This window comes from Oceaniferula flava (assembly GCF_016811075.1).
Classification (GTDB): domain Bacteria; phylum Verrucomicrobiota; class Verrucomicrobiia; order Verrucomicrobiales; family Akkermansiaceae; genus Oceaniferula; species Oceaniferula flava.
This window is the reverse complement of the sequence record NZ_JAFBGL010000002.1, coordinates 69,120-83,697: the sequence shown is the minus strand read 5'-3', so window position 1 is coordinate 83,697 and position 14,578 is coordinate 69,120. Positions and strand designations below refer to the sequence as shown.

Annotated in this window: 11 protein-coding genes and 4 tRNA genes; 10 read left to right on the top strand and 5 right to left on the bottom strand. The window is 55.1% G+C overall.

Going from position 1 to position 14,578, the window contains the following annotated elements; translation table 11 throughout:
• Positions 1–21: 21 nt before the first annotated feature.
• Positions 22–1,350: a DUF1501 domain-containing protein gene (locus tag JO972_RS03455; protein WP_309488605.1), complete on the top strand. Its 1,329-nt coding sequence runs from the start codon at positions 22–24 to the stop codon at positions 1,348–1,350.
• An 85-nt stretch (positions 1,351–1,435) separates the two neighbouring features.
• A complete protein-coding gene (locus tag JO972_RS03450; protein WP_309488604.1) occupies positions 1,436–2,824 on the top strand; it encodes a sulfatase family protein in 1,389 nt (462 codons plus the stop codon).
• 77 nt (positions 2,825–2,901) lie between these two features.
• Here JO972_RS03450 and JO972_RS03445 read toward each other — a convergent pair whose 3' ends face one another.
• Together JO972_RS03445 and JO972_RS03440 are read right to left on the bottom strand one after the other, a co-directional pair.
• Complete coding sequence (locus tag JO972_RS03445; RefSeq protein WP_309488603.1) at positions 2,902–3,381, bottom strand: DUF4870 domain-containing protein; 480 nt, start codon at positions 3,379–3,381, stop codon at positions 2,902–2,904.
• 17 nt (positions 3,382–3,398) lie between these two features.
• Positions 3,399–4,913, bottom strand: a complete 1,515-nt coding sequence (locus JO972_RS03440; RefSeq protein ID WP_309488602.1) for a S10 family peptidase — start codon at positions 4,911–4,913, stop codon at positions 3,399–3,401.
• Between the two features lie 159 nt (positions 4,914–5,072).
• Between JO972_RS03440 and JO972_RS03435 the strand changes: the two genes are divergently transcribed.
• The gene (locus JO972_RS03435) at positions 5,073–5,990 is read left to right on the top strand and encodes a histone deacetylase family protein (protein ID WP_309488601.1); all 918 of its coding nucleotides are present in this window, start codon (positions 5,073–5,075) and stop codon (positions 5,988–5,990) included.
• On the opposite strand, the gene JO972_RS03430 is transcribed toward JO972_RS03435, so the two are convergent.
• The gene (locus JO972_RS03430) at positions 5,987–7,081 is read right to left on the bottom strand and encodes a hypothetical protein (protein ID WP_309488600.1); all 1,095 of its coding nucleotides are present in this window, start codon (positions 7,079–7,081) and stop codon (positions 5,987–5,989) included. The two genes, JO972_RS03435 and JO972_RS03430, sit on opposite strands and share 4 nt — an antisense overlap.
• A gap of 326 nt (positions 7,082–7,407) precedes the next feature.
• Here JO972_RS03430 and JO972_RS03425 point away from each other — a divergent pair, with 326 nt between their 5' ends.
• From JO972_RS03425 to JO972_RS03405, 5 genes are all read left to right on the top strand, one after another.
• Positions 7,408–8,088, top strand: coding sequence for an SDR family oxidoreductase (locus tag JO972_RS03425; protein WP_309488599.1), 681 nt, complete (start codon positions 7,408–7,410; stop codon positions 8,086–8,088).
• Positions 8,085–8,639, top strand: coding sequence for a DUF1439 domain-containing protein (locus JO972_RS03420; protein WP_309488598.1), 555 nt, complete (start codon positions 8,085–8,087; stop codon positions 8,637–8,639). Before JO972_RS03425 ends, JO972_RS03420 begins: the two co-directional genes overlap by 4 nt.
• A 1,096-nt stretch (positions 8,640–9,735) precedes the next feature.
• A tRNA-OTHER gene (locus tag JO972_RS03415) sits at positions 9,736–9,809 on the top strand.
• A gap of 7 nt (positions 9,810–9,816) precedes the next feature.
• Positions 9,817–9,890: transfer RNA gene (locus tag JO972_RS03410), tRNA-Gly, on the top strand.
• Between the two features lie 120 nt (positions 9,891–10,010).
• Positions 10,011–10,084: transfer RNA gene (locus JO972_RS03405), tRNA-Lys, on the top strand.
• Positions 10,085–10,104: 20 nt separating this feature from the next.
• On the opposite strand, the gene JO972_RS03400 is transcribed toward JO972_RS03405, so the two are convergent.
• Both JO972_RS03400 and JO972_RS03395 read right to left on the bottom strand, forming a co-directional pair.
• A complete protein-coding gene (locus JO972_RS03400) occupies positions 10,105–12,711 on the bottom strand; it encodes an ABC transporter permease (protein ID WP_309488597.1) in 2,607 nt (868 codons plus the stop codon).
• Positions 12,712–12,730: 19 nt separating this feature from the next.
• The gene (locus JO972_RS03395; RefSeq protein ID WP_309488596.1) at positions 12,731–13,420 is read right to left on the bottom strand and encodes an ABC transporter ATP-binding protein; all 690 of its coding nucleotides are present in this window, start codon (positions 13,418–13,420) and stop codon (positions 12,731–12,733) included.
• A 59-nt stretch (positions 13,421–13,479) separates the two neighbouring features.
• Here JO972_RS03395 and JO972_RS03390 point away from each other — a divergent pair, with 59 nt between their 5' ends.
• Positions 13,480–14,139 carry an arylesterase gene (locus JO972_RS03390; RefSeq protein ID WP_309488595.1) on the top strand — a complete coding sequence of 220 codons (660 nt, stop codon included), beginning with the start codon at positions 13,480–13,482 and terminating at the stop codon, positions 14,137–14,139.
• A 188-nt stretch (positions 14,140–14,327) separates the two neighbouring features.
• A tRNA-Gln gene (locus tag JO972_RS03385) sits at positions 14,328–14,399 on the top strand.
• Positions 14,400–14,578: the final 179 nt, after the last annotated feature.

Below are 14,578 nucleotides of genomic sequence, written 5' to 3'. Positions count from 1 at the left end.
CAACCCCAAACCTTCAGAACCATGGATACCCATAAACTCGACGAGCTCTCACGCCGCGGCTTTCTCGCCACCACTGCCAAGTCCTGCTTCGGCCTCACCGTCGGTGGTGCTGCCGCCAGCTTTTTCAACCAACGAGCCTACGCCGATCAGGTGGCACTTGATCCTTCGGTGATCGCCGCAGGTGGCGGAAAGGCGAAGAATGTGATCTATCTGTTTATGTCCGGCGGCATGACCCACATCGATACCTTCGATCCCAAACCGAACGCCGGCTCCGATATCAAAGGTGATGTCAGAGCGATCAATACCAATGTCGATGGCATCCAACTCGGCCACTGCCTGCCGAAGCTCGCCAAGCAGATGGACAAGGTCGCCCTGATCCGCTCGATGAACACCACCCAGGGAGCTCACGAGCAGGGACGCTACTTCATGCGCACCGGTTACACGCAACGCTCCAGCATCGTGCACCCCACACCGGGAGCGTGGACCAACCGACTGATGGACGGAGGCAGCGGAGACATCCCCTCCTACATCACGGTGAACTGCGGCAGCAGCCACCCGGGTGCCGGATTCCTGCCTGCAAAATACGCCCCTCTGCCTATCGGAGATGCCTCCACCGGCCTGTCCAACAGCAAACGCAACAAACGGGTCACCGAGGCAGAGTTCCACAATCAGCTCAACCTCCGCCAGGAGCTCGACCGCGAGTTCGACCAGAAATACGCCCAAGGTCAGAAGCAGGTCCGCGCCTATAACGAGGCCTACTCCGCAGCGGTGAAATTGATGAAAAGCAAGGACCTGGAAGCCTTCGATCTGAGCCAGGAAGGCAAGGACGTGCACATGCTTTACGGCACCGAGCGCTTTGCCAAAGGTGTGCTGTTAGCTCGCCGTCTGGTCGAGCGCGGGGTCCGCTTTGTGGAAGTCGAGTTCGGAGGATTCGATTGGCACGCCGATAACTTTGGTCTGATGGAAGAGCAGATCCCAGTGCTCGATCAAGCTCTCGCCGCCCTACTCAAGGATCTCGAGCTGAAAGGCCTGTTAGAAAGCACCCTCGTCGTGCTCGGCACCGAGTTTGGTCGATCCCCCACCATCAACAGCAACGCCGGCCGAAACCATTACCCCAAAGCGTTTTCCACCCTCATGGCCGGAGGAGGCATCCAGGGTGGGCAGGTCTTCGGCGCCACCGATGCCACCGGCTCCGCGGTCACCGAGGACAAAGTCAATGCCCAGGACTTCAACGCCACCATCGCCCACGCCCTCGGCGTGAAACACGATCAAGTGGTGATGTCCGACAGCAAACGCCCCTTTCGCATGGGCGGCCGCGAAGGCAAACCGATCACCAAGCTGTTTGGCTAAGCTCACTTCGCGCAGGAATCATATCTCGTCCATCAAACTTCCCGTATGCCATGGGATGGAGCACCTTTTCAGCTCGCCCCACACGATGATGTCTTTCGTCCAATACCTTCTACTTTCTGCCTGCCTACTTACGTTCGCGCCAACCTACGCAGAGCAATCCCGCCAACCTAACATCGTCATCCTACTGGCTGATGACATCAGCTCGAGTTCGCTTGGTTGCTACGGTGGCGAGAATCCTCACACCTCTCCTCATATCGACCTACTGGCGAGGCAGAGTGTGGTCTTCGATAATATGTTTGTCACCCAGGCGGTGTGTGGTCCGGCCCGCGCGGAGCTCTACACAGGCTTGCAACCGCACCGGAACGGCAGCATGACCAACCATAAAAAATCGAAACCAGGCACACTGAGCATGGTGCATTACTTGAGAAAGTTAGGCTACCGTGTAGGATTGACAGGAAAAACACACTTCGGCCCAAGGTCCGTTTACCCCTTCGAGATGGTAAAAGGGCTCCCAAGGAATTGTAATGCCAAAGAAATCGCTGGAGAAGACTGGGGCGGAACAGAAAAATTCATGACCCGCAATGGGAAGCAACCATTCTGTCTCGTGATATGTTCCGTGCACGCGCATGCGCCGTGGGATTCCGGTGATACCTCACACTGGAAATTGGAAGACATCAAACTTCCGCCCCACTTTCCCGATACCAAAGAGTCGCGACACTATTTCCGTGAGTATTTGGCTGAGGTGCGCCTTTTCGATGATCAGGTGGGCAAAACTCGATCTCTGCTCAAAAAACATGATCTGGATGAAAACACCATCCTCATCGTGCTGGATGAAAATGGTGCAGGAATGCCAGGAGGGAAATGGACCAATCACGACTGGGGAGTGCGCTCCGCTTGCTTGATCAAATATCCGAAGCTGGCAGCATTTCGCACCGATACCCTTGCGCAATACTGTGACATCGTTCCCACATTAATCGAAGCTGCAGGAGGTGCGGTGCCCAAGAATATAGACGGACGCAGCCTACTACCTGTGCTCAAACAGGAAACAGACAGCCTCCGCGACAAGGCCTTTTTTAACTATACCAGCGGTTCAGAAGGCCCCAAATTTGATGCGAGAGCTGTGACGGATGGAAAATACAAATTTATGTGGAACCTCACCCCCGGCAACAAGTTCGCGGTCAGAACGATCAACGGCTTTGACTACGGTTATATCGATAAAAAAATGCCGGATCGTCACGTTCGCCAACTCTATCAATCATGGTTGCGGAAAGCGAAAAACGATGCGCCGGCTCAACAGCAGATCGACCGCTTCCGCGCCCCTCCGGAGTATCAACTATACAACCTCAGCAAGGACAGTTGGGAGCAACGCAACTTAGCGAATCATCCTGAACACAAATATCGTATCGAGAGCTTCAAGAAGTCGATCCGTGCATGGATGAAACAGCAGGGTGACCCCGGAGTGCTGCAGAAGTAACTTAGCGGCGTCTGGCTTAAACATCCACTTCCCAGGCTCCGCCAATGGAGAATGGCATTAAACGCGGGCGCACCTCGTTACTGACGATCCGGAATGAACCGAATCGTCATCGGATAGCGGTGCCACTCACCGCGGTTTGCGGCAATGCAGGCGATGATCTCACAGACCAACTGCCCCACGCCCACGAGGAAAATCAGGGGGAACAACAGCAGCATGCCCAGCCCCATGGTGAAAATACTGAGGGCCAAACCCACGAGCATTCCCCCCATGGTGACAGTGAAGATCGTGATCATGAAGTTCAACGCCTCCCGACCATGAAAGTCGACAAATCGCGATTGATCTTTTTTCACCAACCAAATGATCAGCACACCAATAAACCCGGTGAGCAAGCCCAAGAGGTGGACCAACATCCCCATGCTGCGATCGTCCGCCGTCACCCCGTTGGCATCCGCTTGCGCCGCTGTTGGCAGCATCGGCGGTTGAGCGGGGGTGACGTAAGGATCGGCACCTGAGCCGCTGGGCATTTCCGGAGGTTGGGGGGAGGTTTCGCGGTCCATGGCTCGGTGCAGTTGGCTTATTCGTTCTCGATGAACTTCACCAGATCCTTGCGCATTTTCTCAAGGTCAGGCTGGTTGAGGTAGAACATGTGACCGGCTTCATACCACTCCACACTGATGTTTTTCCGCAATGAGGGGGCAATATTCAGGTGATCAAAAGAGTGCAAAATCCCACCGGCAGGGGTCGCCAGATCCGAGTGGCCACACTGGATCAGCACGCGCAGATGAGGATTGTCACGCATCGCCACGGCAAGACGACTGGAGAGGTTCACCACGCTGTTTTTCTGACCCCAATCCCAAGGGCGGACACGAGCCAGGATCTCATACGGGCGCTCGTCCATCCAGCCGAGACCGTTACCGAGGTAGTCTAACATCGCTGTGGAGAAACCACCGATGGCGACTGAAAAGGAGGGATCGTAGCTGGCGACGTCGTCGGCCTTGTCAGCAATCGGCCAGGCGGTGCGGGCATCGAAGCGGCCTAGCACCTTGCCTTCCTTACGCAGCAAGTCCTTGCGGAAGCGCGATGGATAAATCCGCAGGTCATAACGCAGGATCAGCTCCTCGGACAGTGAAGTGAGTTCGGAGAGTTTGGCGGCAATTTTCTGCCGCTCGTCAGCCGCAAGGGCGTGACCTTTCAGCAGGGCGGTGGCGTATGCACCCTTGGCAAAGGCTTCGGCCTCTTTCACCAGGGCATCGCGGTCACCTTGGATTTTGCCGTGGTAATGAGCCACCGCGGTGTAGGATGGCAGATAGGCGATGTAGGCAAGGTCGTCCCCGTTGCTCGGGTTCAGCGTGCGGAAGTCGACCAGGCTGGACAGCATCACCACACCATTCAGGCTCATGCCATAGCGGCTCTGCAGTTCGTGCGAAAGCCCCGCAGCGCGCACGCCACCGTAACTTTCCCCTAACAAATACTTCGGCGACCCCCAGCGTTTGTTTTCCGTCACCCAGCGGCGGATGAAGTCTCCCACCGAGCGAATATCGCCATCGACACCATGGAACTGTTCTTTTTTCTCCTCAGCCCGCGAGTAGCCGGTGGAAACGGGGTCGATGAAGACCAGGTCGGCAACGTCGAGGATCGAGTGGGGGTTTTCTCCCACGGTGATCGGTGGCGCGAGCGCCGTTGTGCCGTCCGGCGATGTTGGCAAAATACGCGGCCCGAGCGCGCCGATGTGCAGCCAGACAGCGGACGAACCCGGCCCACCATTGAAAGCGAAGAGCACGGGGCGCTTCGAGAGGTCTTTGACATCGTTGCGGGTATAGGCCACGTGGAAAACGGCAGCCCGCGCCTTGCCGTCGTCGGTTTTCAATACCAGGCGGGAAGAGGTCACGGTGTAGTCGATCTTCTTGCCCGCGATGGTGACGCTGGCCTGCTTGCTCACGACCTTTTTTTCTTCCTTCTTCTCCCCCTTGGCGGGCTTTTTGGCGGCTTTGCCGTCTTGGGCGGAGGCGACACCGGCGAGAGTGACACTGAGCGACATCACGGCCACTGCCGCAGGCCGGTAAACACGGCTGAAAATGGATGATTTCATAAATCTCGATTGAGTTTGCATAAATGATTAGCGTTAGACTGACCCCTATTTATCTCGCCGATCCCATTGTTCAAACTTGAATCTTCCAAGTTTGCGCTTTCCCCTGCCGATTCCTCACTTAGAATTAGCCATAAGCCCCTTTTTTCAGGACCCCACTCTATGCGCTGTTTCTATTCATCCGACCTCGATCTCGATCTCCCGACCAACCACCCTTTTCCCAAGGACAAGTTTTCGGCGAGCCGTGAGATGCTGCTGCAGCACGGCGTGCTGAAGCCGGAGGAGATCATCGATGTGAAACAGACCGATCTCCACGTCCTCAAGCGGGTGCACGACGGCAGCTACCTCTCGAAGATTTACCACGGTGCGCTCGACCGCAAAGAGCAGATCGCGCTCGGCCTGCCAGTCAGCGCCAAGCTTTTCGCCCGCTGTGCCACCGAAGCCGAGGCCACCCGCCAGACCTGCCACGCCGCACTCGCGGAAGGTGTCGCCGTTTGCCTCGCTGGCGGCACGCACCACGCCTTCAAAGGTCGCGGCGAAGCCTTCTGTGTCTTCAACGATGTCGCCATCGCCATCCGCGACCTGCAGGAAAAACAACCGGGCATCAAAATCATGGTGGTCGATACCGACGCCGCCCAGGGAAATGGCACCAACAGCCTGCTGAAAGACGATCCCCGTGTCTTCACCTACTCAATCCACGTCGGCCACACTCCCGGCACACTCAATAAGGTGGATGGCAATATGGATGTTGAAACGGTCCGCTTTGTAGAAGGTGACATGTATCTCAAACAGCTCTTCAACACCCTCGCCAGCGCCCTCGATGTGTTCAACCCGGACCTGGTGATCTGGGTCGCCGGAGCCGACAACCACTCGAACGACCTGTTGGGAAACATGATGCTCACCGTCGCCGACATGCAGCGGCGGGACGACGTCATCATCCGCGCCTTCATCAAGAACCGCATCCCGCTCGCCATCCTCTACGGTGGCGGCTACAATCGCCAGCCGGACCTCACCGCCAAACTTCACCGCAACACCGTGGCCTCCGCCAAGAAGATAGCGAAGGAATTTGGCAAGGGCTAACTCGCCAAGGGCACCACCACATCCTCCTCAGGCTGCAATCCCTCCAGCACCGGATCGTCTGGGAACGATAGCACCCGCGTCTTTTCGTCAAAAAGGAACGCCTTACCGGTGATCAGCTCTAACGGAGGTTCATCGCCTGCTGCGATGGCTAGGGCCGCATTGTAATAACGGTAGATTGATCGCGCCCTAGTCCAGCCTTTGGTATAGACCTCGAAGCCTATCGAGTAGACATCGATCAAATCTCTCGACTCACGAGACAGGTCGCTATCAAATTCATATTCCCACACGCCATGGCTTACCTGCCACATGCCAAGAGGATTCAACCAATCCGTCCGGTTCATTCTAAATTTCATCAACCCAGCCAATGCATCATAAAAGGCGTCTTTGTCAGGCAGTCCATCTTCCATCATCTTCTCAGGGTCATAATTAACCCACGGAATGACCAAGCCCCGCACTCCTACAAAAAACTCACCTCTCATAACCTGTGAAAATCGCTCGTTACTCACTGGCTGAAGTTTCTCTCTCCACACCCTAAGATCACTCGGATCAAGATCCAATGCAGGAATCACATCTCGGACCGCCGTCTGATACACCGTCAGCTGCCCCAGCACCGCGATGGTTTCATTGATCAGCGACGGGACTTCAATACCTGCATGATGCCGAGCGATCCCTAAAGCCGCCCGCAGACTCTCCAGCGCTCTTTCTGAATCCCCTTTTCCTGCAGCCACCCGCGCATCAGCGCATAGTAAATCCATACATTTCTTGGCAAAGCTCGCCGGCACGAATGAATACCGGTCCACACTGATCCCCGCTGCAGATTGATGTTCCAGCAGACCAATGCGACGGACTTCATTTAAAATGCTCGCCTTTTCAGTTAGAAAATGATCCACCGCCTCTCCGTCCCAGTCAGTCATCTCATAGATGATCTCGTAGATCTTGTTCGGCATTTCGAAATCCACATCGTCATCGGTAGCCAAGGCTCCACCACGACGTTCCATGAAATTCAGCCACAGCAGGAATCCATTTTTACTGTCCGGAACTTCCTTCCAGACAGGACGCAGCGACGGATGTCGGTTGAGAATTTTCTCCATCTCACGATCATAAGCTACGGTTAGCCTGCGTGCCTCGGCGTGGTCCGCAGGGTCATCGGATCGTCTCAGCTGATAGACGCTGGGGCCGGCAGCCGGCTGCTTCACCTCTCCCCTCCAACCGTCTCGGATCACACACACAGCCCCTGTCGCAATGCCCAGCACACAAAGACTCAACCCAATCACCGCCATGACCACCCACTCTTTCCCCGATGCCTGCTGATTCGAACTCACAGCCCAGTATTGAAAAATTCATACGATGAAGTCAACCCACAGCAACGAGTGATTTCACATGGTCATGCGGCGACATTCTTGATTGAATCATCGTCATGAAATCAAAAACTATCTGGCTGACCGGTTGTAGCTCGGGCCTCGGACGGGCACTGGTCGATGCATTCACGACAGCGGGTCACCCCATGGCCGCCTGTGCCCGACGGACTAAGAAGATCGAAGAACTCAAGCAGCAATTTCCAGAACCTCATTACTTTTCTACCGTCGATGTCGCGGACGACTCGCAGGTGCAGGCCTTTTGCCAGCAAGCATTCGAACGCACGGGAGCGCCCGACCTCGTGATCAATAACGCCGCGATGATCAACCCCTCCGCCCCACTCTGGGAAATCCCCGCCGAAGACTTCGATCGACTAACAGCCATCAACATCAACGGCACCGCCAACATCATCCGCCACGTGGTGCCGATGATGGAAAAAGCCGGTGGCGTGATCGTCAACGTCTCCTCCGGGTGGGGTCGATCAACGGCGCCGGAGGTCGCCCCTTATTGTGCGAGCAAATGGGCGATCGAAGGACTCACCCAGGCACTGGCTCAGGAACTCCCGCCTGGGCTCGCCACCGTCTCCCTGAACCCCGGCATCATCGATACCGCGATGCTACAAAGCTGCTTCGGCGAACATGCCGCCAGCTACGAGGGTCCTGAAGCATGGGCCAAAACCGCCGCACCTTTCCTGCTCAAGCTTTCAGCCGATCAAAACGGCGAGGCGCTCACCGCACCATGAAACGCGTTCTTATCATCGCCGGCATGTTTACCCTGATCGCCGTGATCGGCGGCTATGCCTATTTCAAAGGAAAGCGCTACCAAATCGCCATCACCCAGCAGCAGATCGACCGCACCCTCGCCAAACAGTTCCCGGTCAAAAAATCCGCCCTCTTCATTTTCCAGCTCACCTACTCAAACCCGCAGGTGACGCTGTTGCCTGAGAATCATCGCATTCAGGTGGGATTGGACGCCAGCCTGAACGTCAAGATCAACGACGAAGCGAAGAACTTGGGTGGAGGGGTCACCGTCACAAGCAGCTTGCGTTACGATCAGAACACTCAGGCCTTCTACCTAACAGACACTACTTTCGATCGTTTCGAGATCGATGGCGTGCCGGAAAAGTATCGCAAGACCGTGCTCAAACTCGCTGCGGAATACGCCGCCGAACAGCTGGAGCAATACCCCGTCTACACGCTCAAAGCCACCGACGCGAAGAAGACCGCGGCGAAATTGCTGCTGAAAAATGTGGAAATCGATCAGCAAACGGTCGTGGTCACGTTAGGCCTATAGCATGTTAGAAACCCGCAAAGCCAAGGGACAGTCCCACAAATCCACACGCACAGAAACTAACAGAACAACATATCATTATATCTTAATGTGAAAAAAAAGTGATCATGATATGTATTTATTTCTTGCCGTTTCTATAAACTCCGATTAGAAGCACGGCACTCCGCTGATCGGAGTCCCACAAACATTCCCTAGATAACTTTCACATTCAACTCACCGACCGATGATCTATTCCGCATTCACGCCAACTACCGTCTCCCGCATTAAGGGCGATTGGATAGTGATGTCGTGTGCTGGAACATCCGGGTCTGAGACCGGGAATCAGGAGTCATGCCTCAGCCAGCCTCACGCGCAGCATTGTATCAGTCGCAATGAGACAATCACCAAACAGGAAGGAGGTCCACGGTCTGCATAGATCATTGAAATACGTTCAATCGTAACAATATCAAGGGATAACACCCACGCAGACCCGCTCTCCTGACACAGGAAGCGGGATTTTTTATGCCCAGACGCTTCCAAAACCCAATCAACCAATCAACCAATCAACTAATGACCACAACTAATGACCAATTAACTAATCAACCAACCACATAGCCCACAAACAAAACGGCCGCCATCAGCTGGAACTGATGACGACCTGGGAAGGCAAAGCCTGACCGAGCTATTTGAAGAACTCCGCAAACGATCACCTCACTAAGATTGAATGCTATCTTCAAACACCAACTCGGTCAAGACTGGCACCACTGTGCCTAGACTCATTACATCTCTTTAAGTTTATATAACCCTTCCCCTGTGAGCGCATTCAACAGGCTTTACCAGGGAGGTGTGCCAGAAACACCGAAACGTCCGCCGGGAAAACCCGCGGCTGTGACTTCATCAAGAAGTGGCAAGGGTGTTCGTTTTAAATAGAAGGTGGAGTCACCGTGAATCAATCACGACGGCTTCACCTTATTCAATCAACAGCACGTCGTCTGAGGCCCAGCCTTGGGCGACGTGCTGCTTTGAATTGAACATTTAGGGTTCAGCCGCTTCATGTGTGTGTTGACCGGTGGATCCCCCGCCAAAGGCTGAACCTTAAATGTTCCATTCCAGCAACAATGTGAGATGGATGTCGGTTTCCAGACGGATCTCATAAGTCCGTCCACGCGGGTTCAACTCCCGCTCTCACCACCAATTTCACGCGCTATTAGTTCAATGGCAGAACGCCAGTCTTCCAAACTGGATACCCGGGTTCGACTCCCGGATACCGCACCATCTTATTTTATCGATGGAGTTTCAACCGGACAGGCGTGCCGGGCGTGTTTGCTAAACACTGCGTTCCTGATCATACGGGAATGGGGATCGTGTCCTCGGAGCTCCGCCAATTTTTAACATTGGCTTGTAACTCAAACGGTTAGAGTAAGCGCCTTTTAAGCGCTAAGTTGTGGGTTCGAGTCCCACCGAGCCAACTTACCATCTATAAAACATTTCACTGCGACCTGAGGATCTGCAATGGTGGCCGACTCGCGATGCCGCGGCTGAGTAACATCCCCAGTGCCACCGTAATCGAGATCACCACCGCAATGCTGGTGAATAGCAGCCCCCAAGGAACCTGATACGATTCACCATCGAACACCAGGTTTCCTAACAACACGCTAGCAACCAGCGCGAGTGATGAGCCCGCCAGGGTCGCCATCGCAGCGAGGAGGGTGTATTCCACCGCGAGGATCTGGGAAATTTGTTTCCGACTCGCTCCCAGTGTTCTCAGCAGGACACTCTCGCGGATGCGAATTCTTCGTCCTGCCAGAATCGATGCCACCAGCACGATGCCGCCCGTGACCACGGTGAACAGCGCCATGATTTGCACGGTTTTACTCGCGGCAGAAAGAACCGACTGCACCGTTTTCAGAATCAGACTGAGATCGATGGTGTTGACAAATGGCAGCCGTTTAAACATCGCCTGCTGGAGTTGGGCCGTGGATTCGTCACTGGGGGAATGCGCAGCCATAACGTTGAAGGAAACGTAGTCATCGATGCTTCCGGGAGGGAAGACGATGAAGAAATTGAGATCCATGCTCCGCCAATCGACCTCACGCAGGCTGGCTACCCGAAGCTTTTTCGTCTCGCCAAATCCTTCCAGACTCACCGTGACTTCATCGCCGATTCCCAGCCCCAAGTCCGCGGCGATGCCGTCTTCAAAACTCACAGGGATCACGCCACCGTCTGCGGATGGCTGGTAATCCGCCACCCACTCGCCAGCGCTCAGCTTTTCAGTCTCGGTGAGTTCTGAGCGGTAGGTCGACCGAAACTCCCTGCGCACAATCCAGCGAGGTATCCGTTTTCCATCCTTCACATCGGGCCCGACCAGTTCGGAAACTGGCTGACCTTTGATCTCGGTGAGGCGCATCTGAACGATGGGTGCATTTCCTAACATCTTCACTCCGGTGTCGGTGATCAACTTTCCCACCTCGGCATTTTGCTCCGGCGGAACGTCGACCAAAAACAGGTTCGGTTTGCTTTCCAACCTCACGGGATCGAGCCACTGCAGCAGGATGCTCTGCATCAGCATCAGGGTGAAAATCAAAAAGGTTCCGAGACCGATTGAGACCATGAAGAGTCCGGTCTGGTTATTGGGTCGATAGAGGCTGGCAATACCTTGGCGCACCACAAACGGCCATGAAGGGCGTGCGATCAGACTGGTCAGCCAGCGCAGTAATTTCCCCGCGAGGAGCAGGAACAAAAACGCCAAGCCAAGAAAGGCGATGTATCCCAGCGCGGTCTTCCAACCATTGGCGGCGTCGTGTGAATCCATCCATGTCAGGCCAAACGCCAGGGCGACCAAAGCAACGATGACGAGCCAGCGGAAAGGATCGCGACCCGATTGTTTCATCGCCGCTTCCTCCCGCCGCAGTGCCGCCAGCGGGCTCACTTGTCGCACCGCCAGCAGTGGCAGCAGGGCAAAACAAATACAGATTAACAAACCCACACCCGCCGCCTTGGCAATCACCCAGCCAACCGGTGCCACCTCCACGGCGAAGGGCAACAGCCCCGCCGGCAGGCTCGCGACCACCCAGCGCAGCAGGTAGACAAATCCACTCCCGAGCACAATCCCAGCCACGGTGCCGACCACACCCATGGCAATGCACTGGGCCAAGTAGACAGCGAAGGCCCGCGCTGCCGAGCAGCCGAGGCAACGCAAAGTCGCCACACTCTGGAGTCGCTCCGAGATATGAATATGAATCGCCCCGGCAACGCCAATGCCACCGAGGAACAACGCGCTGAAGCCGATCAGATTGAAAAACAGATAGAGTCGGTTAATCGCTTCCTCAACATTTTCACTCCGCTTCTGCGAGGTCACCTGGCGCACACGTTGCTCGCCGAGCACCTCTCTGTTGGCTTTGGCCAGCGCCTGCGTGTCCACGGTTTTGGGCAGTTTGAAATAGGAACGATAGAACACCATGCTTCTCGCTCCTAACAATCCTGAGTCTTTGATGACATCGATCGATGTCACCACCGTCGGTGACATCGCGGCAAAACCCGACCCAGACGGCGGCGACTGCCGCAGCACGCCTATGATCGGCAGCTCCTTCTCACCTAACTTGGCCAGATCTCCCACCCGACCATTCATCCGCTTTAAAAACGACGCTTCCACAATCAAGCCCGGCGACTGCTGGACTTTCTGCCAGGCGTCTTCCGGCTCGGTTTTCACCTGACCGTAGAAAGGAAAAATCGGCTCCAGACCACGCACAGTGACCAACTTCGGCGCCGCGTCTTCACCCACCGCCAACATGGTGGTGAAACTAATCTCCTTCGCCTCCACGCCGCCGTCATCGGTGATTTCATCGATCACCGACTGGGTTTCTTCAGAAAATGGTTCGCGTGACGATAGCATCAGATCGGCTCCCAGCAGCGACTTCGCTTGTGAACTCACCGAGTCGGTTAGATTCTCCCGCAGAGAACCAATGGTCACCAAGGCCGCGACACCGAAGACGATGGATGCGGAAAAAAGTAACAATTTCCAGCGCACAGGGCGGCTATCGCGCCAGGCCATTTTCCATGCCCAGCCAGAGAAGAGGTGTTTGAGTAAATTCAACATCGATTCTGCGTTCTAGGAATTACTCCACCAGCTTGCCGCCCTTGAGTCGGAACACCAGCGATGCCTTTTTTGCCAACTCCAGATCGTGCGTCACCATCACCAGCGCCGTGCCGGACTCGCGGTTGAGATCGAAAAGCATCGACTCCACCGTAACGCTGGCTTCCTCGTCGAGATTCCCCGTGGGTTCATCGGCAAAGAGGATTTTCGGCCGATGGATAAATGCCCTGGCAATGGCCACCCGCTGCTGTTCACCGCCGGATAGCTGTGTGGGATAGTGATCCTTGCGCTCACCGAGGCCGACGCGTTCGAGCAGGCTCGCAGCACGGTCTGTTAGACTACCATTACTGGTGCCGCTGAGTTCACCGGGAACCAATACATTTTCCAAGGCCGTCAGCGTGGGCATGAGTTGGAAGTTCTGAAAAATGAACCCGACCGATTCACTGCGCAGTCGCGCCCGCTGGTCCTCATTGAAGTTGGAAATATTTTTACCATCCAGCTCCACCGAACCGCTGGTCGACTGATCGAGGCCGGCACAGAGGCCTAACAGCGTGGTTTTCCCACTGCCCGATGGCCCTACAATCGCCGCCGTAGCGCCCTGTGGCACATCGATGCTAACATGATCGAGAACCGTCAGTGAGTGATCGCCGCTCTGATAAGTTTTGGTGAGGTCTTTGGTGGATAAAATCGAAGTCGAGTGAGGAGTGGCCATGAATTTCTAGCTAATTAGTGGGAAAAGTATAGATTGCTCTGACGTTTACCAGATAGACCATGATACACCTTTTCCCAAGATCGTCTTTTATTTTCGCGCTGATGATGACATTGAGCTGCATTTTTGCCCTCACAAGTCGCAGCCAAGCCGATGAGCAGGCGCAGCGGGTGGTATTTCTTGGCGACAGCATCACGGCTGGTTACGGCCTGAAAAAATCGGAAGCATATCCGGCAATCATCGAGAAGCTCGCCAAGGCCGACGGTCACAACATCAAGGTGATCAACGCCGGCCTGAGTGGCGATACCACCAGCGGGGGGATGCGCAGGATCGCAGTGCTCGCGAGGCAACCGATCGATCTGCTCGTGATCGCGCTTGGCGGCAACGACGGCCTGCGTGGAATTCCGGCAACCGTCAGTGGCAACAATCTCAGAACCATCGTGGACATTGTTAGAAAAAAACAGCCTGAGGTGAAAATTCTACTCACCGGCATGCAAATGCCCGAGAATATGGGAGAGGCCTACACGGAATCGTTTCGCAAGGTCTTTGGCGAGGTAGCTGCTGAAAAGAAAGTGGCCACCTTGCCGTTTTTACTCGAAGGCGTGGCAGCTGACAAAGAGCTCAATCTCCCCGATGGCATTCATCCCAATGCCAAGGGCCAGGCCATTGTTGCCAGCCATGTTTACAAGGCGATGCTGCCGCTCTTGAAGAAGAGCCAGTAGCTCGCTGACCTTTCCTATTTTCCACTGCTCACCTTGTCTGAGCAGACCCAATTTACGTCCCTATCGTCTATGTAGTTAGGATCTCAGCCTTTCACGCTGAAGAACCGGGTGCGAGCCCCGGTGGGGATACCATTCTGTGCGACATATCGCACACATCGCCGACATACAGGCACCGCTACCTGATTGCTCCTGGGTCGTCTAACTGGTCAAGACAACGGACTTTGACTCCGTCAATGGTGGTTCGACTCCACCCCCGGGCGCGACTTCTACACATAAATTGAAGCCTCTATTTACTTGGCATGTTGGAGTGAGTAACTAGTTTCTAATATGTACTCAAAACCCCACCTGATCTATTCCTGCTTCTTGATGAAGAGCGTCCGTATCACACGGCGAACCGAGAAAGGAATCCATCACAACGGATTAGGGAGTCATAGTGAAT